General features: G+C 72.9%; 21 protein-coding genes. 11 read left to right on the plus strand and 10 right to left on the minus strand.

Going from position 1 to position 22,913, the window contains the following annotated elements:
* Positions 1 to 146 precede the first annotated feature (146 nt).
* Positions 147 to 443, minus strand: a complete 297-nt coding sequence (locus tag Cs7R123_RS34610; protein WP_212832865.1) for a DUF4193 domain-containing protein — start codon at positions 441 to 443, stop codon at positions 147 to 149.
* Positions 444 to 793: 350 nt separating this feature from the next.
* Here Cs7R123_RS34610 and Cs7R123_RS34615 point away from each other — a divergent pair, with 350 nt between their 5' ends.
* Positions 794 to 1,324, plus strand: a complete 531-nt coding sequence (locus tag Cs7R123_RS34615) for a LytR C-terminal domain-containing protein (RefSeq protein ID WP_244872331.1) — start codon at positions 794 to 796, stop codon at positions 1,322 to 1,324.
* A gap of 71 nt (positions 1,325 to 1,395) precedes the next feature.
* On the opposite strand, the gene Cs7R123_RS34620 is transcribed toward Cs7R123_RS34615, so the two are convergent.
* Entirely contained in the window at positions 1,396 to 2,193 is a 798-nt protein-coding gene (locus Cs7R123_RS34620) for an inositol monophosphatase family protein (RefSeq protein ID WP_212832869.1), read from the minus strand.
* A 239-nt stretch (positions 2,194 to 2,432) separates the two neighbouring features.
* Here Cs7R123_RS34620 and Cs7R123_RS34625 point away from each other — a divergent pair, with 239 nt between their 5' ends.
* Both Cs7R123_RS34625 and Cs7R123_RS34630 read left to right on the plus strand, forming a co-directional pair.
* Positions 2,433 to 4,151: an RNA polymerase sigma factor gene (locus Cs7R123_RS34625; protein ID WP_280517344.1), complete on the plus strand. Its 1,719-nt coding sequence runs from the start codon at positions 2,433 to 2,435 to the stop codon at positions 4,149 to 4,151.
* A 392-nt stretch (positions 4,152 to 4,543) separates the two neighbouring features.
* On the plus strand, positions 4,544 to 4,777 hold the full coding sequence (locus Cs7R123_RS34630; RefSeq protein ID WP_212834869.1) for a hypothetical protein: 234 nt from the start codon (positions 4,544 to 4,546) through the stop codon (positions 4,775 to 4,777).
* Between the two features lie 59 nt (positions 4,778 to 4,836).
* On the opposite strand, the gene Cs7R123_RS34635 is transcribed toward Cs7R123_RS34630, so the two are convergent.
* The 4 genes from Cs7R123_RS34635 to Cs7R123_RS34650 all read right to left on the minus strand — a co-directional run bounded on the left by Cs7R123_RS34635 (position 4,837) and on the right by Cs7R123_RS34650 (position 8,667).
* Positions 4,837 to 6,558, minus strand: coding sequence for a DEAD/DEAH box helicase (locus Cs7R123_RS34635; protein WP_244872332.1), 1,722 nt, complete (start codon positions 6,556 to 6,558; stop codon positions 4,837 to 4,839).
* A gap of 168 nt (positions 6,559 to 6,726) precedes the next feature.
* Positions 6,727 to 7,383: a trimeric intracellular cation channel family protein gene (locus Cs7R123_RS34640; RefSeq protein ID WP_212832873.1), complete on the minus strand. Its 657-nt coding sequence runs from the start codon at positions 7,381 to 7,383 to the stop codon at positions 6,727 to 6,729.
* Positions 7,384 to 7,410: 27 nt separating this feature from the next.
* Complete coding sequence (locus Cs7R123_RS34645) at positions 7,411 to 8,325, minus strand: ribokinase (RefSeq protein ID WP_212832875.1); 915 nt, start codon at positions 8,323 to 8,325, stop codon at positions 7,411 to 7,413.
* Positions 8,326 to 8,421: 96 nt separating this feature from the next.
* Complete coding sequence (locus Cs7R123_RS34650; RefSeq protein WP_212832877.1) at positions 8,422 to 8,667, minus strand: DUF3039 domain-containing protein; 246 nt, start codon at positions 8,665 to 8,667, stop codon at positions 8,422 to 8,424.
* Between the two features lie 110 nt (positions 8,668 to 8,777).
* On the opposite strand from Cs7R123_RS34650, the gene Cs7R123_RS34655 reads away from it, so the two are divergent.
* The 3 genes from Cs7R123_RS34655 (at position 8,778) to Cs7R123_RS34665 (ending at position 11,067) form a co-directional block, all read left to right on the plus strand.
* Positions 8,778 to 9,701, plus strand: coding sequence for a pseudouridine-5'-phosphate glycosidase (locus Cs7R123_RS34655; protein ID WP_212832880.1), 924 nt, complete (start codon positions 8,778 to 8,780; stop codon positions 9,699 to 9,701).
* Positions 9,698 to 10,606 (plus strand): carbohydrate kinase family protein, encoded by a 909-nt coding sequence (locus Cs7R123_RS34660; RefSeq protein ID WP_212832882.1) that lies wholly within the window; start codon positions 9,698 to 9,700, stop codon positions 10,604 to 10,606. Before Cs7R123_RS34655 ends, Cs7R123_RS34660 begins: the two co-directional genes overlap by 4 nt.
* 89 nt (positions 10,607 to 10,695) lie before the next feature.
* Positions 10,696 to 11,067 carry a DUF3099 domain-containing protein gene (locus Cs7R123_RS34665; RefSeq protein WP_212832884.1) on the plus strand — a complete coding sequence of 124 codons (372 nt, stop codon included), beginning with the start codon at positions 10,696 to 10,698 and terminating at the stop codon, positions 11,065 to 11,067.
* Between the two features lie 3 nt (positions 11,068 to 11,070).
* Here the strand turns inward: Cs7R123_RS34665 and Cs7R123_RS34670 are convergent, their stop codons facing one another.
* From Cs7R123_RS34670 to Cs7R123_RS34680, 3 genes are read right to left on the minus strand one after another with little or no spacing between them, the layout of a single operon-like run.
* A complete protein-coding gene (locus Cs7R123_RS34670; protein ID WP_212832886.1) occupies positions 11,071 to 11,805 on the minus strand; it encodes an alanyl-tRNA editing protein in 735 nt (244 codons plus the stop codon).
* Positions 11,806 to 11,816: 11 nt separating this feature from the next.
* Complete coding sequence (locus tag Cs7R123_RS34675) at positions 11,817 to 16,961, minus strand: Pls/PosA family non-ribosomal peptide synthetase (RefSeq protein WP_212832888.1); 5,145 nt, start codon at positions 16,959 to 16,961, stop codon at positions 11,817 to 11,819.
* A gap of 45 nt (positions 16,962 to 17,006) precedes the next feature.
* Positions 17,007 to 18,440 carry a diaminobutyrate--2-oxoglutarate transaminase family protein gene (locus Cs7R123_RS34680; RefSeq protein ID WP_212832890.1) on the minus strand — a complete coding sequence of 478 codons (1,434 nt, stop codon included), beginning with the start codon at positions 18,438 to 18,440 and terminating at the stop codon, positions 17,007 to 17,009.
* A 256-nt stretch (positions 18,441 to 18,696) separates the two neighbouring features.
* On the opposite strand from Cs7R123_RS34680, the gene Cs7R123_RS34685 reads away from it, so the two are divergent.
* Genes Cs7R123_RS34685 through Cs7R123_RS34705 form a run of 5 tightly spaced genes read left to right on the plus strand, consistent with a single transcriptional unit; the run spans position 18,697 to position 21,993 of the window.
* A complete protein-coding gene (locus Cs7R123_RS34685) occupies positions 18,697 to 19,392 on the plus strand; it encodes an LppX_LprAFG lipoprotein (protein ID WP_212832892.1) in 696 nt (231 codons plus the stop codon).
* A gap of 4 nt (positions 19,393 to 19,396) precedes the next feature.
* Positions 19,397 to 20,965 (plus strand): MFS transporter, encoded by a 1,569-nt coding sequence (locus Cs7R123_RS34690; RefSeq protein WP_244872333.1) that lies wholly within the window; start codon positions 19,397 to 19,399, stop codon positions 20,963 to 20,965.
* Complete coding sequence (locus tag Cs7R123_RS34695) at positions 20,962 to 21,198, plus strand: ribbon-helix-helix domain-containing protein (RefSeq protein ID WP_212832894.1); 237 nt, start codon at positions 20,962 to 20,964, stop codon at positions 21,196 to 21,198. The genes Cs7R123_RS34690 and Cs7R123_RS34695 overlap by 4 nt, the downstream gene beginning before the upstream one ends.
* Positions 21,185 to 21,532 (plus strand): type II toxin-antitoxin system PemK/MazF family toxin, encoded by a 348-nt coding sequence (locus Cs7R123_RS34700; RefSeq protein WP_212832896.1) that lies wholly within the window; start codon positions 21,185 to 21,187, stop codon positions 21,530 to 21,532. Before Cs7R123_RS34695 ends, Cs7R123_RS34700 begins: the two co-directional genes overlap by 14 nt.
* Positions 21,532 to 21,993 (plus strand): GNAT family N-acetyltransferase, encoded by a 462-nt coding sequence (locus Cs7R123_RS34705; RefSeq protein ID WP_212832898.1) that lies wholly within the window; start codon positions 21,532 to 21,534, stop codon positions 21,991 to 21,993. Before Cs7R123_RS34700 ends, Cs7R123_RS34705 begins: the two co-directional genes overlap by 1 nt.
* Positions 21,994 to 22,002: 9 nt before the next feature.
* Here the strand turns inward: Cs7R123_RS34705 and Cs7R123_RS34710 are convergent, their stop codons facing one another.
* Positions 22,003 to 22,869, minus strand: coding sequence for an AraC family transcriptional regulator (locus tag Cs7R123_RS34710; protein ID WP_212832900.1), 867 nt, complete (start codon positions 22,867 to 22,869; stop codon positions 22,003 to 22,005).
* Between the last annotated feature and the right edge of the window lie 44 nt (positions 22,870 to 22,913).

Here is a 22,913-nt window from a genome sequence, read left to right on the forward strand (position 1 = left end):
CGCCGGCGGCCACAGGGCCACAGGCAACGGGGGCCCGGCGACTCGTCCGGCACGCCGCGTATCCCGGCGGCGTGCCCTCCGATCCGTGCCCCCTGATGTTCTGCGCCATCTCACCCCATCGCGTCAAGCCCCGCAGGACCTGAGCGTCAGGCGCACTCCCTGCAGATGGGCTCGCCGTTGCGCTCACCGGCCAGCTGGCTGCGGTGGTGGACGAGGAAGCAGCGCGAGCAGCGGAACTCGTCGGCCTGCATGGGCACGACCTTCACGGTCAGCTCCTCGTCGGCGAGGTCGCCGCCGGGAAGCTCGAACGCCTCCGCGAGGTCGACTTCATCCACATCCACGCTGCCCGACTGTGAATCGACTCGCCGAGCCTTGAGCTCCTCAAGGCTGTCCTCGCCGAGATCGGCCTCGTCACGGCGCGGGGCGTCGTAGTCGGTGGCCATCGATTGTCACACTCCCAATCAGTGTTGTTGCCGTCGGCGTACGTCGACGTATCCGTGTTCCCAACGAGCGCGGTACTCTAGCGCGCCCGTGTGGGATTTGTACGCTCTCGCACGCGAAGTTGTTCCCGATGTGACTGAGCCGACAGCCGACTTCGACCGTTGGTTCAGGCGTCACAAAGGTAGGGGTAGCCGGTCGCCGATCACTGTCGGCGCGCCGGGAACGTCCGGCCAATTCCGGCCGTCTGTCGGGTCGCGGCCCCTACCGGGCCGGTCAACCGATAACCTCTGGCCCATGCCGTCAATTGTGGCGGCTGACCGACTCCAGCTCACGGGGAGCGCACGAGATGCAAATGGCAAGAATTCGGGCGATCGCCATCGTCAGCACGCTGGCGCTCATCGCCCTCGTTCTGGCGGTGGTCACACTCACCCGTGACACCCAGAGTGAGCCCCCCGCGGTCCAGCGCTGCCCCGACGGGTACGTACCCGCCAACATCAAGCTGCCGCAGGCCGAGAGCGACGTGAACATCAACGTCTTCAACGCCACGAACACTCCCAATCTCGCCTCCAATGTCGCGGCGGACTTCACGAACCGCAAGTTCAAGGTCAAGAAGGTAGCCGACGAGAAGAAGAAGCTCGCCGACACCGTCGCCGTGCTGCGCTACGGCCCGAAGGCCGTCGGAGCCGCCCAGTTGCTGCGGGCGTACTTCCTGAACAACACGGACAACCAGTTCGACATCCACCGTGAGGACGACATCGTTGACGTGGTCATCGGTGGCGGATACCGCCAGCTTGCCACGCCGACGGAGATGCGGCAGGCAGTGGCCCAGCTGGGCAACCCGGAAGCGCCGGACGGCACCTGCGCCAACCCGGACGAGAAGTGAGCTGAGCGACACGTGGCGGCGGGCCCCGGCGACCGGTGACGGTCGACCGGGGCCCGCCCCGTTTCGCCGCCCTACGGCCCGCTGTCGGCCGCCAGCTCCACCAGCAGGTCGTGCAGCGGCCCGTGCAGGGCCGGGGGTGCGGCGAGCACCATGTCCGGCCCGGCCGCCCGGCCCGACAGCCCGGTGACCAGCAGGCCCGCCTCCCGGGCGATCAGGCCGCCGGCGGCCAGGTCCCACTCCGCCAGGCCCTTCTCGTAGTACGCGTCGAGCTGGCCGTCGGCCGCCGCGCACAGGTCCAGCGAGGCGGCGCCCAGCCGGCGGATGTCGCGGACCCGCGGCAGCAGCTCGGCCACGACCGCCGCCTGGTAGGCGCGCCGCTCCCGGGCGTACGCGAAACCGGTCCCCACCAGCGCGACCGGCAGCTCGGTCGCCGCCGACCCGCCCAGCCGCCGCCCCTGGTGCCACGCCCCGCGGCCGCGCGCGGCGGTCCAGACCTGCCCGGTGGCCGCGTTGTGCACCACCCCGGCGACGACCTCGCCGTCCACCTCAGCCGCGATCGACACCGCGTACTGGGGCAGTCCGTAGAGGTAGTTGACCGTGCCGTCGATCGGGTCCACGATCCATCGCACGCCCCCGGCCGAAACGGACGCGCCGCCGAACTCCTCACCGAGTACTGTGTCACCTGGGCGTCGCGCCGCCAGTGCGGCGACCACCTGTTGCTCGACCGCCCGGTCGGCGGCCGTGACCACGTCGGTGATGGTCGATTTCGTGCCCACCTGCGTGATGGCCTCGGACCGCATCCGGACGGCCGTGACGGCCGCGTCCGCGGCCACCTGTACGGCGATGTCCAGCAGTTCTTCCTCGTTCATGACCGTCCTCTCAAGCATTCGGTGCCATCCTGCCAAGCGGTCCCGAGGGGCCCGCAGGATGTCATTCGGCGTGCGCAACGAGATGATCGCCGAGTACGGCGCTACAATTCACGCCTGCCACGTGCCGACAGCGCGGGGCGCATCCACACATCACACTGGCTGACCCCACCGGGACGCGATCCGCGCCTCCGGCGGTCGGCCGCAGACTCTGCTCGATCCTCGCCTCCGGAAGGTCGTCCGTGACTGAAGCCCGCCAGATCAGCGCCGACGTTCGCTCGCTCACCGACATGCTGATCGCCCAAGCCTCAGGGAGCGGCGGTCGGCTCACGCCAGCGGACGTGGCACGTACCGTGGAGGCCGCCGACGTCACGCCCGCCCAGGCCAAGAAGCTGCTGCGCGCGCTTCTCGAAGCCGGCGTGACCGTCGAGGTCGACGACTCGGCCAACGGCCGCCGCAAGGTCGCCGCCGCCCGCGCCTCGACGCCGGCGTCGAAGGTGACCACGGCCAAGGCCGCACCCAAGCCCGCCGCGCCCGTCAAGAGCGCCGCACCCAAGCAGTCCGCGCCGCCGCAGTCCCCGGGCGCCGGGCTCGACGGCGCGGAGGCGGCGCCGGTCAAGCTCGCACCGAAGGCCACCCCGGCCAAGGTCGCGCCGGTGAAGGCCGCCAAGGCCGCCCCGGCGAAGGAGGCGCCCGCCAAGGTCGCCGCGAAGCCGGCCGAGGGCGACGGAGCGGCCAAGGCCGCCGCCGTGAAGAAGGCCGCGCCCGGCGCCGTGAAGAAGGCTGTCGAGAAGAAGACAGGCGACAAGGCCGTCCCGGCCAAGGCCGCCAAGGCCAAGGGCGAGGGCGGCGAGGACGAGCCGGACGGCGTCGACCTGGCGGTCGAGGACCTCGCCGCCGACCTTGAGGACGTCGTGGTCGACGAGCCGGTGGAGATGGTGCAGGCCGCCGAGGCCGACGCCGCCACCGCCGACGACTTCGAGTGGGACGCCGAGGAGTCCGAGGCCCTCAAGCAGGCCCGCAAGGACGCCGAGCTGACCGCCTCCGCCGACTCGGTCCGGGCGTACCTGAAGCAGATCGGCAAGGTGCCGCTGCTCAACGCCGAGCAGGAGGTCGAGCTCGCCAAGCGCATCGAGGCCGGGCTGTACGCCGCCGAGCGGCTGCGCCAGGCCGAGGAGGAGGAGCTCCAGCTCACCCGCGACATGCAGCGCGACCTGCTGTGGGTCTCCCGGGACGGCGAGCGCGCCAAGAACCACCTGCTGGAGGCGAACCTCCGCCTGGTGGTCTCGCTGGCCAAGCGCTACACCGGCCGCGGCATGGCGTTCCTGGACCTGATCCAGGAGGGCAACCTCGGCCTCATCCGCGCCGTCGAGAAGTTCGACTACACCAAGGGCTACAAGTTCTCCACGTACGCCACCTGGTGGATCCGCCAGGCCATCACCCGCGCCATGGCCGACCAGGCCCGCACCATCCGCATCCCGGTGCACATGGTCGAGGTCATCAACAAGCTCGGCCGCATACAGCGTGAGCTGCTCCAGGACCTGGGTCGCGAACCCACCCCGGAGGAGCTGGCCAAGGAGATGGACATCACTCCCGAGAAGGTGCTGGAGATCCAGCAGTATGCCCGGGAGCCCATCTCGCTGGACCAGACCATCGGCGACGAGGGCGACAGCCAGCTCGGCGACTTCATCGAGGACTCCGAGGCGGTCGTGGCCGTCGACGCGGTCTCGTTCTCGCTGCTGCAGGACCAGCTCCAGCAGGTGCTGCAGACGCTGAGCGAGCGCGAGGCGGGCGTGGTCCGGCTGCGCTTCGGTCTCACCGACGGCCAGCCGCGGACTTTAGACGAGATCGGCCAGGTGTACGGCGTCACCCGCGAGCGCATCCGCCAGATCGAGTCGAAGACCATGTCGAAGCTGCGCCACCCGTCGCGGTCGCAGGTGCTGCGAGACTACCTCGACTAGGTCATATCGCCCGTCAGTGGTCGCGTAGCGGACACCAAATAACCCAATTCGGTCATTTGGTGTCCACCGAACGTACAGAACCGGTCACCTTGCGTACAGATACGCGTAGGCCCATGGTTTCTGTTCGACGCGGATGCGTTGACGTGGCACTCTGGGGGGACGGCACACTGTCCAGGAGGCGCTCATCACCCCGATGGCCGCCTGACCAGGTAGGCTCCACCGCCCACCGGATGTGACCCCGGTCCCCCCGAGGCCCTTCCGGGAAGGCCCCCGACGCGATCGGCGTTGAGGTCTTCGTGGGTAACGAGCTGAATGACAATGGCGGGTTCAGCAACGCTGGACTCTCCGGCACGATGGATGTCAACATCGGTGACGACCAGAGGAGGAAGGCGATGACCCAGACCCTCACGCCGCCGCCGGAAACGGCGGCTGCCCCAGCCGCCGATGAACGGTGCGACCGCTGCAACGCGGCGGGCAAATTGCGGGTGAAGCTGGCCGGTGGGGGCGAGCTGGTGTTCTGCGGACACCACGCCAACAAGTTCGCCGAGGACCTTGTCAAGATTGCCGTGGACGTGGCGGCCGACCCCGAGTTCACGTGGCGGGGCGCCGACATGATGGCGAAGTAACAACCAGGCTTGCCAAAAGAGGTGCCGCACCCAGCGGCACCTCTTTTGTGTGTTCCGGGCTAGAAGCTCTGGATCGTGGCGATGCGCTCTTCGAGCTGTTCGATGGTGGCCTGGGCGCTGGGCGGGCCGCCGCACTTGGTGCGCAGCTCTGAGTGGATCTTTCCGTGCGGCAGGCCGGTGCGGTGATGGTGCGCCGCGACCAGGGCGTTGAGCTGGCGGCGCAGGTGGATGCGGCGCTCGGCGGCGGACATGTCCCGGACCGGCTCACGCTCGGCCTGAGCGGGCGCCTGGGCGCGGTTGCGGCGGATCGTCGCCGCCTGTTCCGCCTGGCGCTTGGTCAGCAGCGCGGACACCTGGTCGGCGCTGAGCAGGCCCGGCAGGCCCAGGAAGTCCTCCTCCTCGGGGGTGCCCGCCTGGGCGGGCAGCCCGAACGTCGCCCCGTCGAAGATCACCTGGTCCAGCTCGGCGGTCGCGGACAGCGCCTCGAACTTCTTGGTCAGCTCGCCGCTGGCCTGCTCGGACTCGTTCGCCCGGGCCAGCAGCTCGTCGTCGAGGCCGTCCTCCTTGACCTTGGGGCCGCCGAGCACGTGGTCGCGCGCCAGCTCCATCTCGCTGGCCAGGCCCAGCAGCTGCGGCACGCTGGGCAGGAAGACGCTCGCGGTCTCCCCGGGACGCCGCGCCCGCACGAACCGGCCGATGGCCTGCGCGAAGTAGAGCGGGGTGGAGGCGCTGGTGGCGTAGACCCCGACGGCCAGGCGCGGGATGTCGACGCCCTCGGACACCATCCGGACCGCGACCATCCAGCGCTGCTGCGACCGGGCGAACTCGCCGATCTTCGCCGAGGCGCCCACGTCGTCGGAGAGGACCACCACGGCCTTCTCGCCGCTGACAGCCTCCAGCAGCTTCGCGTACGCCCGTGCCGTCTGCTGATCGGAGGCGATGACCAGACCGCCCGCGTCGCCGATGCCGCCCTCGCGCAGCACCTGGAGCCGCGCATCGGCCGCCCGCAGCACCTGCGGCATCCAGTCGCCGCCCGGGTCCAGCGCGGTGCGCCAGGCCTGCGCGACGAGGTCCTGCGTCAGCGGCTCGCCCAGCCGCACCGCGAGCTCGTCGCCCGCGCTGGTGCGCCACCGGGTCTCCCCCGAGTACGCCAGGAAGATGACCGGGCGCACGACGCCGTCGGCCAGCGCGTCGGAGTAGCCGTACACGGAGTCGGCGCGGGAGCGCTGCACCTCCCCCACGCTCTCGTACGTCACGAACGGGATCGGGTTCTCGTCGGAGCGGAACGGCGTCCCGGTCAGCATCAGGCGCCGCACCGCGGGCTCGAACGCCGACTTCACGCCGTCGCCCCAGCTGCGCGAGTCGCCGGCGTGATGGATCTCATCCAGGATGACCAGCGTCTTGCGGGTCAGGGTCCGCCGCAGGTGCACGTGCGGAGCCATGCCCACCTGGGCGTACGTCACCACGACGCCGTGGAAGTCGGCGCCGCTGTACACGTCGGCGTTGCGGAAGGCGCAGTCGAGCTGGATGCCCACCCGGGCTCCCGCCTGCGCCCACTGGAGCTTCAGGTGCTCGGTCGGTGCGACGACCGTCACCGCGTCGACGGTCCCGTCGGCCAGCAGCTCGGCCGCGATGCGCAGCGCGAACGTGGTCTTGCCGGCGCCGGGCGTGGCCACCGCGAGGTAATCGGGCGAACGCCGGCGCAGGTACTCGACCAGTGCCTTGCGCTGCCAGGCGCGCAGCGCCGGGAACGACTCGGGTACAGGGCGGGGCGGCGCCACGCGACAGCCTCCTGGGGCTCGGGATCGAAAGTCGCACACGGCCGGTCGCGGCGTCCGCTCGCGGCACGCCGTGCGACTGGCCATGGTTCGGCCCCCGGGCACGACCCCAGCCGTCCGGGTGGGACGGCGGCGACGCCACGAGGGCTGCGGATGGAGTCTATCGGCTAGTCACGGCGCGCCGGTGCGGCCGCCGGGTGTCGCTCCCGCGTTCAGCCTCGGGCGCGGCGCCGACCAGTGCCGGTACAGCGCCGTGATCCGCACCACGAACACCAGCAGCGCGGCGGCGGTGTACGTGGCCGCGTTGCCCCAGCCGCTGCGGGCCAGGCCCGCCACCACGATCGCGCCCAGCAGCGACGCCACGGCGTAGATCTCGCGGCGCAGCACCACCGGGATCTCGCCCAGCAGCAGGTCGCGGATCAGGCCGCCGCCGATGCCGGTGAGCATGCCCAGCAGGCACGCCCCGAACGCGGGCACCCCGGCGTCGAGGGCCTTGAGGGTGCTGGTGACGGTGAACAGGCCCAGCCCGGCCGCGTCGAGGCCGTACACGGTGCGGCGCAGCCGGTCCAGGTGCGGGTGCAGCCAGAACACGGCCAGCGAGGCGGTGATCGCGGTGGCCGGGTAGAGCCAGTTCGCGAACGCCAGCGGCGGCACCTGGTTGATGACCAGGTCTCGCAGGATCCCGCCGCCGAGAGCGGCCACGAAGCCGACGAAGACCACGCCGAAGATGTCCAGCCGCTTGCCGACCGCGGCCGAGCCGCCCGACGCGGCGAAGACGGCCACCCCGGTCAGATCGCCGACCAGCAGCGCCACCGACGTACTCTCCACCGCCGCAGGCTACTGCACCCGCCCGGGTCAACCCGTGACGTAGGTCGCCGTGTAGAGGGTGGTGATCTCGGCGACGGTGGGCAGGGACGGGGAGGCGCCGCGCCGGCGGGCGCAGCAGGCACCGGCGGCGCAGGCCCAGCGCAGCGCGTCGAGCACCGGGCGCCCCTCGGCCAGGGCGACGGCCAGGGCTCCGGTGAAGGCGTCCCCGGCGGCGGTGGAGTCGACGGCCTCGACCCGCGGCGCGGGCACCTGGAGCCGTACCCCCGTGCGGTCGGCGTAGGCCGCACCGGCCGCGCCCAGGGTGAGCACCACCCGCGGGACCGCCGCCAGCAGCCGCTCCAGCAGCTCGCCGGGGCTGCCGTCGGCACCGGCCAGCGCCGCGGCCTCGCCCCGGTTGACCACCAGCACGTCCACCGCGTCGAGCAGGCCGTCCGGGAGCGGGCGCACGGGGGCCGCGTTGAGGATGGTGAGGATCCCGCCGCCACGGCCCGCGCGCAGCGCCTGGGCCACCGCCTCGGGCGGGATCTCCAGCTGGCAGACGACCGCGTCGCCGCCCGCGACCAGGGCCAGGTCGGCCTCGTCCAGCGCGGTGAGCTGAGCGTTCGCGCCGGGGGCGACGACGATGATGTTCTCGGCGGCGGCGTCGACGGCGATCAGGGCCACGCCTGACGGGCCGTCCACGCGGCGCAGGCCGTCCAGGTCCACCCCGGCGGCGGCGAGGCTGCCGCGCAGTTCGTCACCGAAGGCGTCGCGCCCGACGGCGCCGATGAAGTGGCACCGCGCACCGGCGCGGGCGGCGGCGACGGCCTGGTTGGCGCCCTTGCCGCCGGGAACGCTGAGGAAGTCGGTGCCCAGCACCGTCTCGCCGGGGCGCGGGAGCGTGGCCGTACTGACCACGAGGTCCATGTTCGCGCTGCCCACGACGACCACGTCGGCGGTCACGGCCACTCCCGTCGGCGGCGCCGCACGCGCCGCGACCTCGGGCCAGCGAACCCCCCGTGTGTGCCGGCGGGACACCGGCACGGTCTCACCAGCACGTCACTCGGAGAGGGTCTCGTATATCTCGCGGCACTCGGGACAGACGGGGAAGCGGTTGGGGTCGCGGCTGGGCACCCAGACCTTGCCGCACAGGGCCCGGACCGGGGTTCCCTCGACCATCGCCTGGAGGAGTTTGTCCTTCGGCGCGTAGTGCGACAGGCGCTCGTGATCGCCCTCGTCCAACCGGTAGTCGGTGGCGACGCGCTCATCAAGTGTGGTGCTGGGAGTAGTCACTGGTGTGGTCACCCGAACATTGTCTCAGGTGAGCGGCGCGAGTCCCAGTCTGATATCCCCGCCGGGCCGGTGACCGGCGCCGGAGCGCGACCGGAACCGGGCCGCGTCGATCGGGTAGCGTCATGATCGTGACTGAGCTGAGCATCAACCTCGGCGCGGAGGTGAAGGCGGCCCTGGCGACCGGGCAGCCCGTCGTCGCGCTGGAGAGCACCATCGTCTCGCACGGGCTGCCCCGGCCCGACAACCTGCGCGTGGCCCGCGAGATCGAGCAGATCGTCCGCGACAACGGCGCCGTGCCCGCCACCATCGGCATGGTGGGCGGCCGGATCGTCGTCGGCATCGACGACGAGTCGCTGACCCGCCTGGCCGTGGGCGAGAACGTGGCGAAGCTCTCCGTCCGGGATCTGGCCATCGCCGCGGCGCTGGGCGCCGACGGGGCCACCACCGTGGCCAGCACCAGCGCGATCGCGGCGGCCGCCGGGATCGGCGTCTTCGCCACCGGCGGGCTCGGCGGCGTACACCGGGAGGCGGCGCAGACGTTCGACGAGTCGGCCGACCTGACCACGCTGTCGGAGACGCCCATCGTGGTGGTCTGCGCCGGGGTCAAGTCGATCCTCGACGTGGGCGCGACCCTGGAGCGGCTGGAGACCCTCGGCGTCGGCGTGGCGGGCTACCAGACCGACCGCTTCCCCGGCTTCTTCATCCGGGACAGCGGGTTCGGCGTCGACTGGCGGGTCGACTCCCCGGAGCAGGTCGCGCTGGCCATGCGCGCCCAGCGGGACCAGGGCGTGCACCGCGGCGCGATCGTGGTGGCCAACCCGCTGCCGCTGGACGAGCAGCTCGACCCCGCCCTGCACGACCGGGTCCTGGCCGAGGGCCTGGCCATCGTCGAGCGCGACAGCGTCACCGGCAAGCAGGTGACGCCGGTGCTGCTGTCGCACTTCCACTCGGCCACGCACGGAGAGAGCCTGGCGGTCAACGTACGGATCATCCTGCGCAACGCGGCCCTGGCCGCCCAGATCGCGGTCGCGGCGGCGAACCGGTGATCCTCACCGTCGGCGACCTGGTCACCGACGTCCTGGCGGTGCTGCGGGCGCCGCTGGCGCCCGGCTCCGACACCCCGGCCACCGTGCACGTGGCCGGGGGCGGCCAGGCCGCCAACACCGCCGCCTGGCTGGCCGCGATCGGCGCGCCGGTGACCTTCGTGGGCGCCGTCGGCGACGACCAGGCCGGGCGCGACCGGCTCGCCGAACTGCACCAGGCGGGCGTACGCACGCAGGTCAGCGTCCGCCCCGGGGCGTCCACCGGCAGCATCGTGGTGCTCACCCACGGCGGCGAGCGCACCTTCATCAGCGACCGGGGCGCGAACCTGCTGCTCGCCTCGACCGACGTCGACGCGGCGATCGAGCGGGGCGGCCAGCTGCTGCACCTGTCCGGGTACACGCTGCTGGACCAGCCGTCCCGCCCGGCCGGGCGCCGGGCGCTGGCCGCCGCCCGGGCGGCGGGGCTGCGTACCAGCGTGGACGCGGCCTCGGCGGCGCCGCTGCACGCGGTCACCACGGAGCTGATCGACGACGGGCCGACCGGGCACCCGTTCCTGGACTGGATCCGCGGGGTCGACCTGCTGCTGGCCAACGCCGACGAGGCGACCGCGCTGGCCGGGCCGGGCCTGCCCGCCGACCAGGCCATGGCGCTGTCGTACGCGATCGGCGGTCAGGTCGTCGTCAAGCTCGGGCCGTACGGGGCGCTGTGGGCGGGACCGGCGGGGGTCGTGCACCTGCCGACCGAACCGGCGCCGATGGTCGACGCGACCGGCGCGGGCGACGCGTTCGCGGCCGGGCTGCTGCACGCCTGGATGTCCGGCGCCGACCCCGTGCAGTGCCTCCAGGCCGCCTGCCACCTCGGCGCCCAGGCGATCGGCCTGGTCGGCGCCCGCCCACCGCTGCCCTGATCCCCGCTGCCCTGATCGCCGCCCCGGGGCGGCAGGGACGGGCCGGCAGGAGCAGGATGGAGGGGGAAGCTCGGAGCAGGGAGGCGCGCGTGAAGCGGCAGGAGAACCAGCCGGTGCTGATCACGGATGCGGCGCCCAGCCAGGACGAGGAGCTCAAGTTCCGCGAGCGGCGCTACATCGCGATGATGCTGCTGCGCGCCGCCTGCCTGATCCTCGCGGGCGTGCTGGCCATCGTCCACGCACCGCTGCTGTGGCTGTGGCTGCCGCTGTGCGGCGTGGGCATGGTGCTGCTGCCCTGGTTGGCGGTGCTCCTGGCCAACGACCGGGCGCCCAAGGAGGAGCACCGGTTCAAGCGCTACCGCCGCCAGACGCTGCCCCCGAACGCCCTGCCCAGCAAGCCTGCGGGCGAGACGTTCGAGGGCGAGACGCTGGACGGCGTGACCGTCGACGACCAGCGGTAGCGGCTAGCCCAGCCGGACGCGTACCCGCCGGTTGGCCTTGCCCTTGCTCTCCACCTTGACCACCTGGAGCTTGCCGATCTGCGACGTCGAGGCCACGTGGGTGCCGCCGTCGGCCTGCACGTCCAGCCCGACGATGTCGACGATGCGGATCTCCTGCTCGTCGGCCGGGATCAGGTTCGACTGGGTGCGGATGATGTCCGGCAGCGCCAGCGCCTCCTCGCGGCCCAGCACCCGGGTCACCACCTGCCGGTCCGCGCCCACCTCGGCGTTGACCAGCTCCTCCAGCCGGGCCTTGAAGTCGCCCGGCACCTCGGGCAGGTTGAAGTCCATCCGGGCCTCGCCCGGCTCCATGTTCCCGCCGGTGACCAGCGCCCCGAAGTCGCGGAACACCACCCCGCACAGCACGTGCAGGCCCGAGTGGGTGCGCATCAGCAGGCTGCGGCGGGTGTCCTCGACCGCTCCGGCGACGGCCGTGCCCGCGGGCGGCACCGGGTCGCCTTCCTCGGGGATCAGCCACAGGTCGTCGCCCTTGCGGGTGCCCGCGATCCGGGTCTGCACGCCCTGCCACAGCAGCACGCCGTGGTCCGGCGGCTGGCCCCCGCCGCCCGGGTAGAACGCGGAGCGGTCGAGCACGATCCCCTGCTCGGGGTCGCTGTACACGACGGTGCAGGTCCACTCGCGCAGGGTGGGATCGGCCAGGTCGAGGCGCTCGGTGCGCCCGTGGTGTGTGACGCCCATGACCGCGCAGTCTATCCCCGTTCCCGGTGGGCGGGTTCGACGTTGCGGGCCTCGACGGTGCCGTCGGCGAGGATGTGCAGCAGCACCTCCTGCGTCTCGGGCCGGGGCTTGGCCGCCTTCGCCCTGCGGCCGGGCCGCCCCACCGACTTGGCGACGGCGGGCCGCGGCGACCTGCCGCCGCGGCGGTCGGCCCGGCGCGCCCTGGGCCGCACCGCGACGGTGAGCCAGCACTGCTGGTCGTCGTTTCCCCACTGCTCCTGGTGGAACCAGCACTTCGCCCCGGTCGCCCCCGGCACCAGCACCTCGGGCGGGTCCAGGCGGGTGTCGAGGCCGTCCAGGCGGTCCAGGTCGGCGGTGCCGGCGCAGCGGGCGTACGCCTCCTTGAGCGTCCACATGCGCAGGAAGCGCTCCGGGCGCTGCTCGGCGTCGGTCTGCGCGAGCCGGGTCTGCTCGTCGGCGGACAGCAGCGGCCAGGGCAGCGCGTCCGGCGTGCGCTCGGCGGTGCCCAGGTCGACGCCGACGTCGTACGACTCCGACACCGCGATCGCCAGCAGCGTGGGCGTCTGGGCGAAACTCAGGTCGATCCCGCTGACCGGCCCGAACACCGCGAGCTTGCCGAAGCCGCTGCGTCCCAGCACCCAGTCGCGCGGGGCGACCTCGCCGTGCCACTCGATCGACAGGATCATGCGGATCAGCGCCCGGGTCACCACGTACGCGCTGCGCCGCTCGCCGGAGCGCAGGGTCGCCGCCTCCGCGATCTCGTCGGCGCTGAGGAACTGGGCCAGCTCGCCCTGGCGGCGGTGGCACTCCTGGGCCCGGAACAGCGACAGCGCCAGCTCGGCGGCCTGCCCGCGCCGCTGGGCCGGGGTGGCGCGCAGCTCGGCCAGCAGCAGCCGGGCGGCGGCACGCGACCCGCTGCGCGGACCGGCCGGTGCGGTCGCGGCGACGGTCACGCCGACGGCCTCGGCGGCGGGTTCGGCGGCGGACCCGGCGGCCTCGGCCGCGAGTTCGGCCGCGAGTTCGTCGGCCAGCTGCGCCGCGAGCTCGCACACCGACGGCGCGGGCAGCTCCACCCGGACCTGGTGGGCCGGGTTGCCGTCCCATACCTGCCCGGCCGGGATCTGCTCGCCCTTCATCAGGAACGAGTGCGGCCCGAGCACCCCGCCGTCGTCGATGCGTACGCCGTAGTGGACGAACGCGCCGACGCCGAGGGTGCAGCCGGAGCCGACCTCGCTGGGCTCGGAGCGGAAGATCCCGTCCTCCTGCGAGTGGCACTGGATCACGCTGGTGGCGTTGAGGGTGGCCTCGTCGCCGATGCTGACCAGCGTCTTCTCCGGGATGTAGCAGCCGTCGTCGAACAGCCGCCGGCCGACCCGCACGCCCAGCGCCCGCCAGATCATGCCCCGGAACGGCGTGCCCGCGAACGGCACGGCCGCCTCCAGCTTCCACAGCCGCTCGTGCCACCAGTAGTACGGGTCGTAGATGGAGCAGCGCATCGGCCGCAGCCGCCGGAACCGGCCCACCGCGCGCTCGACCAGCACCGTGAACGCCGTGTGGTAGACCAGCCCGGCCACCCCGGCGGCGGGCAGCACCGACAGCCCCCAGTCCGACAGCAGGTCCAGGCTCGCCAGGGTGAGCAGGAACGCGCCGTACGCGTAGACCAGCCCGACCAGCAGGTAGAGCCCGATGGTGGCCAGGTTGTAGCGGTTCTTGGCGCGCAGCCGCCGCGCCAGCTCGGCGCCGGTGGGCCGGTCGCCGGGCTCGCGGGCCGTCCCGCGCGGGATCTCGAACGACGGCGACCCGAGCAGGCCGGTGCCGGTGTGCTGCGGTCCGGTGACCGGCACCGCCGTCTTGGTGCCGAACAGGCAGTCCTCGCCCACGGTCGCCTGCGGCGGGTAGGCCAGGTTGTTGCCGAGGAAGCTGCGCGGCGGCACCGCGGTGCGCGACAGCCGGAACGAGGTCGCCGACACGTCGCTGTTGATCAGCGAGAGCCCGTCGGAGACCATGGTCCCGGGGCCCACGCTGCACAGGTACGGCGAGTCGTGCTTGAGCTCGTTGCCGAAGTTCGAGCCGGTCTGCACCACCCGGCCCAGGTCGTAGCCCAGCCAGCGCAGGTAGTGCACGATGTACGAGCTGTCGCCGAACAGCCGCATGAAGTACGCCGAGTTGCTCCACCGGCCGACCGCGACCTGCAACCAGTGGTGGATGCCGTAGAGCCGGTAGACCCGGCCGGGCTTCAGGAACAGGTTGAACAGCCGGGGCACGGTCAGGATCACGGCCAGCGCGAGCAGGGCGCCGCCGAGGTACAGGATCGCGGTGATGATCGCGACGTCGCGGTAGTAGTACCCCCGCGTGATCGTCAGGTCCGCCGCGCCCAGCATCCGGGTCAGCACCGGCACCCGGGTCAGCAGCACGACCAGGAAGCCCCAGGCCAGCGGGCCGGTGAGCAGCAGCAGGTTGAGCAGTTTCAGCGTGCAGTACACGGTCTTGCGCACCGGCCCGATCCGCATCGGCGGCACGGTCGGCAGGTCGCCGCCCGCGCGCTGGGCCGGGCTGCCCTGCCAGTACTCCCCCGCCGGGACCTCCTGCGCCGCGTGCAGCGACGAGGCGTGCCCGAGCCGGGCGCCGTCGCCGATGCGGGTGTCGATGTCGAGCACCGCCTGCTCGCCGACGACCGCCCCGGCGCCGATGCCGACGGGCCCGGTCTGGATCAGGCCGGCGTGCGCGCGGTACCCGCTGAACTGGACGTCCTTGCGCACGACCGCGCCCGCGCCGATGGTGAGCAGGTCGGTGCAGACCGGCACGGTGGTGGACATGACGACCGCGCCGGGGCCGATCTTCGCGCCGAGCAGCCGCAGGTAGACGTTGTAGAGCGGGGTGCCCGCGAAGCCGGTCAGCGGGTTGCCGCGCACCGCGGCGCGCCCGAGCCAGAACCGCAGGTAGCCCAGGCCCCACACGGGCACCTCGCGGGCCTTCCAGCGGCCGATGAGCAGCCACTTCAGCCCGATCGGCAGCGCGCAGCCGACCACGAAGGCGGCGGCGGTGAACGCGGCGCAGCGCAGGTACAGTTCCACCCAGCCGGTGGCGGCCGAGGTGAACAGGTAGCCCGCGACCAGCAGCACGGCTCCCAGATAGGCACCCGCGACCATGAGCAGCACCTGCGCGGCGCCGGTCAGCACGTAGCGGGCGGTGGCGGCGCGCTGCGCGGTGCGCGGCACGGCCCGCGCGGGCACCGGCCGCGCCACCGGCGTCCCGGCGGGCACGTCGGCCGGGGCGGGCCCGGCGGCGGCGGCCAGCGCCCGTACGGTCGGATGCAGGTAGACCTCGCGCATCGACACCGGCGGCAGGTCGCCCCGCGCCCGCACCTTCGCGCAGAACCTCGCCATCAGCAGCGAGTCGGCGCCGAGCTCGTCGAAGAAGTGGCTGTCCACCCCGACCCGGTCGACGCGTACGGTCTCGGCGAGCAGTTCGGCCAGGCCGCGCTCGACCGGCCCGACCGGCTCGGTGGTGGTCTGCGGTCCGGTGAGGCTGCGGTCGCCGCTCGGCGGCGGCAGGGCCTTGCGGTCGGCCTTGTCGCTGGGCAGCATCGGGATCGCGTCGAGCTGCTCCAGGTACGCCGGGATCATGTAGCCGGGCAGCCGGTCGCGCAGCCGCGCGTAGACGAGCCTGCGGTCCAGCTCCGGGGTGTCGGCGCGCAGGCTGTAGTAGCCGACCAGCTCCACCGCGCCGGGTTCGGGCTCGTGCGTGGCCACCACGGCGGCGGCGATGCCCGGCACCTGGAGCAGCACCGACTCGATCTCGGTCAGCTCGATCCGGTAGCCCCGGACCTTGACCTGGGTGTCGATGCGCCCGTGGTATTCGATCTCGCCGTCGGCGTTGACCCGGCCCAGGTCGCCGGTGCGGTAGATGCGGCCGGACGGGTTGTGGTCCAGCTCCAGGAAGTCGGGGATGAAGGCGCGCGCGGTGAGGTCGTCGCGGTTGACGTACCCGGCGGCCAGCCCGACGCCGGTGATGCCGATCTCGCCGTACTCGCCCGGGGGCAGGGCGCGCGGGGAGTCCGGGTCGAGGATCACCGCCGCGTACGTCGGCAGCGGCAGCCCCAGCGTGATCGGCTTGTCGGGGTGCACCACGGACCAGGTCGCGGTGACGGTGGCCTCCGTCGGGCCGTACACGTTGAGGAAGCGTCTGCCCGGCCGGTGCCAGCGGGTGACCAGGTCCTGCGGGCACGCCTCGCCGGAGACCAGCAGGAAGCGCAGCCGGGGCAGGTCGGCGTCCAGGGTGGCCAGCAGCGTCGGCACGCAGCACATCGCGGTGACCTCGCGGCCGTCCAGGAAGTCCCACAGGTCCTGCCCGAGCAGGCTGGCGCCGCCGGGCTTGGGCACCAGGGTCGCGCCGACCAGCCACGGCACCCAGATCTCCTCGACCGAGAAGTCGAACGCGATGGTCATGCCCTGGTACATGCGGTCGCCGGGGTGCACCTCGTAGCACTCGGCGGCGACGCGGACGAAGTTGCAGATCGAGGCGTGCTCGACGGCGACGCCCTTGGGCCGCCCGGTCGAGCCGGAGGTGTAGATGATGTACGCCAGCTCGCCGGCCGGCTCCCCGCGCTCGCGGCCGGCCAGCCGGTATCCGGCCAGCGCCTCGATCGCGTCGGCCTCGTCGTCGACGCACAGCGGCTCGGCGCCGGTGTCGGCGAGCCGGTCGCGCAGGTGCGACAGGGTCAGCACCAGCCGCGCCCCGGCGTCGGCGGTGATGTAGGCCAGGCGGTCGGCGGGGAAGCCCGCGTCCAGCGGCACGTACGCGGCGCGGACCTTCAGGACGGCGAGCATGCCGACGTACGCGGGCACCGCCTGGTCGAACAGCAGCGCGATCCGGTCGCCGGGGCGTACGCCCCGGGCCAGCAGGTGGCGTGCGAGCCGGTTGGCCCGCACGTCCAGCTCGTCATAGGTGAGCCGGACGTCCCCGGCGTCCACCGCGAGCTGGTCGCCGCGACCGTAGCGGCGCAGCCGGTCGCACTGCTGCTCGAACAGGTCGGACAGCCGCTCGCCCGGCCGCCAGCGCGGCTCGTGGCTGAACCCCGGGCAGGTCACCACCAGCCCGTCCGCGCCGCCGGGGTCCAGCTCGGACAGGTCGTCGGTGACAAGGCCACTGCTCACGGTCGATCCTTCCCCTCGGCGGCGCGGACGGCAGGCGGTCAGCGGTCAGTCGGCGCCGGCTCCGAGCTGGATCGCCTCGCGCAGCAGCTGCTCGGCCTCGTGCTGGAACGGGGGCACGGGGCAGCAGGCCCGCACCGCGTCGAGCAGGATCTGGCAGGCGAGGTCGACGACCTCGGCGGTGACGTTGAGCGGCGGCAGGATGCGCACCACGCTGTCGTCGCGGCCGCCGAGCTCGATGATCAGACCGTGCCGCAGCGCGTGCGCCTGGACCTGGCGGGCCAGCTCACCGGCGGTGCGCCCGTCGCCGGGGTCGGCCAGCTCGACGCCCCACATCAGGCCCCGCCCGCGCACCTCGCGCACGGCCGCGTGCTCGCGCAGCGGGTGCAGCCGGTGCGAGATCTGCTCGCCCCGGACGGCCACGTTGGCCAGCACGCCGTCGCGGTGCATGATCCGCACCGCCTCGGCCCCGGCCGCGAAGGCGAGCTGGTTGCCGCGGAAGGTGCCGGTGTGGGCGCCGGGGGCCCAGACGTCGAGGCGCTCGTCGTACATGATGATCGCGACCGGGCTGCCGATACCCGACAGCGCCTTGGACGCCACGATCACGTCGGGCTCGATGTCGTACTGCTCGAACGCGAACCAGGTGCCGGTGCGGCCGCAGCCGGTCTGCACCTCGTCGACGATCAGCGGGACGTCCAGGGCCCGGGTCAGCGCCCGCACCCGCCGCACGAAGTCGCGCTCGGCCGGGATCACCCCGCCCTCGCCCTGCACCAGCTCCAGGATCACCGCCGCGGGCAGCGCGATGCCGCCGTTGGGGTCCAGCAGCGCGTTCTCCAGCACCGAGGCGCAGTTGGTCTGGCAGCTGTCGGGTTGCAGACCCAGCGGGCAGCGCGTGCAGTACGAGTACGGGAAGAAGTGCACCCCCGGCATCCCGTTGGCGATGGGCCGCTTCTGCGCGACCAGCCCGGACAGCGCCATCGCGGCGTGGCTGCCGCCGTGGTAGCCGCCCTGGAACGACACGATGTCGCCCCGGCCGGTCGCGGTCTTGCACAGCTTGATCGCGGCCTCGATCGCGTTGGCGCCGGTCGGGCCGCAGAAGTGCACCTTCATCCGCTCGCGCAGCCCGGGGGCCAGCATGGACAGCTGCGCGTCGACGAAGTCGTCCTTGGCGGGGGTCGGGAAGTCCAGCGCGTGGGTGAGCGTCGCGACCTGCTGGGCGACGACCCGTACCAGCTCGGGGTGGTTGTGGCCGAGCGACAGCACGCCCGCGCCGGTCAGGAAGTCGATGAAGACGTTGCCGTCGACGTCGCGGACGTAGCTGCCGCTGCCCTCGGCCAGGGCGATGGGCAGGTGGCGGGGGTACGTGCGGGCGTTGGACTCGCGGCGCTGCTGGCGGGTGAGCAGCTCGGCCGAACGGGGGCCGGGCAGCTCCCCCTGCACGGACGGCCCGGTCAATGTCTCAGGCTGGCTGAGCATTGTCATTGCATTCTCCTTATGGGCGCACGGAACCGGTGGTCACCGGGTCCGGTGAGCGCGGCAGAGGTGCCCGGTCCTGGACACCGCGCCATAACGATTACTGTTTGAAATCGTTTGCTCACCCCTCGTGATGCTACCCACGGACTGTCCGATCGCTCCGGTTTTCCGGGTGTAAGTCCTTTCCCTGAGCTGATTCCCAGTTCAAGGACGTCGGTGCCGCCAGCGGGGGCGCGAAGTGGCGGGCACCGTTAGCATGCGCGGTATGTCCAGGACCAAGCTCGCGCTCGCCGCGCTCGCCCTCACCGCCCTGGCCCTCACGGGCTGCTCCCCCAAGAAGGCCGACACCCCCGCCGCAGCACTGCCCGACGCGAAGCAGCTGCTCGCGGAGGGCACCGCGGCGATGGCCCAGGTGACGACGGCCCACTTCGTCATCGACGTCGACGGCAAGATCAGCGGGCTCAGCCTCAAGCACGCCGACGGCGACCTCACCGCCAAGGGCGAGGCCGCCGGCACGGTGAAGATCGAGCAGTTCGGCACGCTGGTCGAGGCCAAGTTCGTCATCGTCGGCACCTCGGCGTACATGCAGGGCCCGACCGGCAAGTATCTGGAGTTCCCGCTGGCGACGGCGGCCTCGATCTACGACCCGTCGGCGATCCTCGACCCGCAGCGGGGCGTGGCCAAGGTGCTCAGCACCGTCAAGAGTGCGACCACCGAGGCGCGCGAGACCGTCGACGGCCACGACAGCTTCAAGGTGAAGGTCGAGCCCGACCAGGCCGCGCTCGCCGGGCTGATCCCGAACGCGCCCGCGGGCGTCACCGGCTTCCTCTGGCTCGACGCCGCCACCAAGCAGCTGGTCAAGGGCGAGTTCAACCTGCCCGCCTCGGGCAGCGACCCGGCCGGCAAGGTCACCGTCGAGTTCAGCAAGTACAACGACCCGGTCACCGTCACCAAGCCCTGACGCCGTGACCGCACCCCTGCACCCCGCGCCCGCCGCACCGACGCGCCACCGCCTGGCCGTCGGTGTCGGCGGGCTCGCCGTCCTGCTCGGCGCCCTCGACACGTACGTGCTGGTGTCGGTCCTGGTCCAGGTGATCACCGACATCGGCGTCCCGATCAACCACCTGGAGCGGGCCACTCCGCTGGTCACGGGATACCTGCTGGGCTACCTCGCGGCGATGCCGCTGCTGGGCAGCCTGTCCGACCGGTACGGCCGCCGCGTGGTGATCATCGTGTGCCTGGCCGGGTTCGCCGCCGGCTCGGCGCTCACCGCCACCGCCACCGGCCTGGTGCCGCTCACGGCCGGGCGGGCGGTCACCGGCATGGCCGGCGGCGCCCTGCTGCCGGTCACCATGGCACTGATCGCCGACCTGTTCCCGCCCGCCTCCCGGCCGACCGCGCTGGGCTGGGTCGGCGGCGCCCAGGAGCTCGGCGCGGTGCTCGGGCCGCTGTTCGGGGCCGGGGTCGCCGCGTGGCTCGGCTGGCGCGGCATCTTCTGGCTCAACCTGCCGCTGGCGCTGGTCGCGGCGGTGGCGGTGTGGTTCCTGGTCCCCCGCCGCGACCCGGCCGTCCCGCGTGTGGGCAGGGTCGACGTCGTCGGCGGGCTGCTGCTGGCGCTGGCCCTCGGGCTGCTGGTGGTCGGCCTGTACAACCCGGACCCGCAGCACGCCATGCTGCCGAGCTGGGGCGTGCCCGTGCTGGCCGCGGCCGCCGTGATGCTGGTCGCGTTCGTGCTGTGGGAGCGGCGCGCCCGCACCCGCCTGCTCGACCCGGCCGGGGTGCGGATGCGCCCGTTCCTGGCCGCCCTGGGCGCCAGCCTCTGCGCCGGGGCCGCGCTGATGACGACCCTGGTCGACGTGGAGCTCGTCGCGCAGACGCTGCTGCGCGTGGACGCGTTCGAGGCGACGCTGCTGCTGACCCGCTTCCTGGTCGCGCTGCCGGTCGGCGCGGTGCTCGGCGGCCTGCTGATCCGGCGGCTGGGCGAGCGCTGGCTGACGGTGCTCGGGCTGCTGCTGGCGGCCGGAGCGTACGCCCTGATCGCGGGCTGGCCCGCCGACCTGCTCGCGGCCCGGCACGACCTCGGCGTGGTGAGCCTGCCCCGGCTGGACACCGACCTGGTGCTGGCCGGTCTCGGGCTCGGCCTGGTCATCGCGCCGCTGTCGGCGATCGTGCTGCGGGTCGTCCCCGCGGCCCAGCACGGCGTGGCCTCGGCCGCAGTCGTGGTGGCCCGGATGACCGGCATGCTGGCCGGGGTCGCCGCGCTGACCGCGTGGGGCCTCTACCGGTTCCAGCAGTTCACCGCGGACCTGGACACGCCGTTCCCGTTCGGGCTGACCGAGGACGAGTACCGGCGGCAGCTCGCGGCGTACACCGCGGCCCTGCAGGACGCCCTGCGCGCGGAATACCGTGAGATCTTCGTCGCCACCTCCGTGATCTGCCTGGTCGGTGCGGTCATCGCCCTGGCCCTGCGGACCGGACGGCACACCGACGAGGTGGCACCTGAGGTGGCACCGTCGGTAGCATCAGTGTCATGAAGCTCAGCGTCAGCCTCCCCGACGAGGACGTGGACTTCGTCGACGACTACGCCGAGCGCACCGGCATGTCGACGCGCTCGTCGGTGCTGCACCGCGCCATAGACCTGCTGCGCGAACGCGACCTGGAAGCGGCGTACGCCGACGCCTTCGACGAGTGGGAGGAAGGCACCGACGCCCCCGGCCCCGGCTGGGACGTGGTCGCCGGCGACGGGCTCGCCGATGCGGCGCGGTGACGTCTACCTGGTCGACCTGGAACCACACCGGGGGGCCGAGGCCGACAAGGTCCGGCCCGCCGTGCTGGTCAGCAACGACGCCGCCAACCGCGTCGCCCGGCGGACCGGCCGCGGCGTGGTCACCGTCGTCCCGGTGACCACCAGCACCGAGCGGGTGTACCCGTTCCAGGTGCTGCTGCCCGCGGCCGAGTGCGGCCTGCGGCAGGACTCCAAGGCCCAGGCCGAGCAGGTCCGCACGGTGTCGGTGCAGCGCCTGCACCGACACGTCGGCACGCTCCCGCCCGAACTGCTGGCGCGCCTGGACGACGCGCTGCGCACCCACCTGGGGCTGTGATGGTGACCGTGCGGCTGGCCGGGCCCGACGACGTGGCCGCGCTGACCGCCCTGCGCCGGGCGTGGACCGCCGAGCAGCACGGCACCGACGATCCCGGCTTCGACGCCCAGTTCGCCGCCTGGTACGCCGTCGAACTCGGCCGCCGCCTGTTCTGGCTGGCCGAGCTCGACGGCGCCCCGGTGGGCATGGTCAACCTGGTGCTGTTCGAGCGGATGCCCAAGCCCGGGTTCCCGGCCGGGCGGTGGGGCTACCTGAGCAACGCCTTCGTGCTGCCCGCCCAGCGCGACGCGGGCGTGGGCGCGGCCATGATGGACGCCCTGCTGGCCCGCGCCCGCGCCGAGAAGCTGGTCCGGGTGCTGCTCAGCCCGTCGGAGCGCTCGGTGCCGTTCTACCGGCGGGCCGGGTTCCACGACGCCGACGGGCTGCTGATCACCAGCCTCGACGACGACTACGTGGCCTGACCGGCGCCGCTAGGCCGCGGCCCGCTCCACCGGGATCCACAGCTGCGCGTCGGCGTGCGCGCCGTCGGCCGAGATCCGGGTCTGCACCAGCTCCGGGCCGGGCCGGCTGCGGTACGGATTCGACGGGAACCACTGCGTGAACACGTCGCGCCACAGGTGCTGCAGGGTCTGCGGGAACGGCCCCGAGCTCTCGAACACCGCCCAGGTCCCCGCCGCCACCGGCAGCGCCGCCAGGTCCGACGGCACGTCGGCGCCGGTCGCCACCGCGTGCCAGAAGTCCAGCTCGACCCCCTCGGACCGGTCGTCGCCGAGCCCGGCGCTGACGTTGACGATCCCGCGCGGCTCCTGGTCGCCCAGCGCCTCGATCCGCGCGACCGTCTCCTTCGGAATCCCCTTCAGGAACGCGACGATCGCCGGGTTCATCCCCTCGTGCACCAGCGGCACCCGGGCCTTCAGCCCGACCAGCCGGAACTCTTCCTTGTCCACCACGCGATAGCGCATCTGCGCACTCCCTTCGACCACGAGCCGGAAGGACATCCGCGGGTACGCGCGCAGCGCCGCGCCGTCGCGGCGGGCCTCGCCCGGACCGACGCCGTGCACGGCCCGGAACGCCCGCGCGAACGCCTCACCCGAGCCGTAGCCGTAGCGCACGGCGATGTCGAGCAGCGTCCGCTGCCCCGACAGCACCTCGGCCCCGGCGACGGTCATCCGGCGGCGGCGCACGTACTCCGACAGCGGCACCCCGGCCAGCGCCGAGAACAGCCGCCGGAAGTGGTACTCCGACGTCACCGCGATCCGGGCCAGCTCGGCCGCGTCGATCTCGCCGTCGAGACGCTCCTCGATGTACGCCATCGCCTCGTTGAGCCGTTCGAGCACCTGCGGACTCCTTCCCTCTGACGCCGTTCACGCTAGGCGCGGGG

The sequence above is a fragment of the Catellatospora sp. TT07R-123 genome, from assembly GCF_018327705.1.
Lineage (GTDB): Bacteria > Actinomycetota > Actinomycetes > Mycobacteriales > Micromonosporaceae > Catellatospora.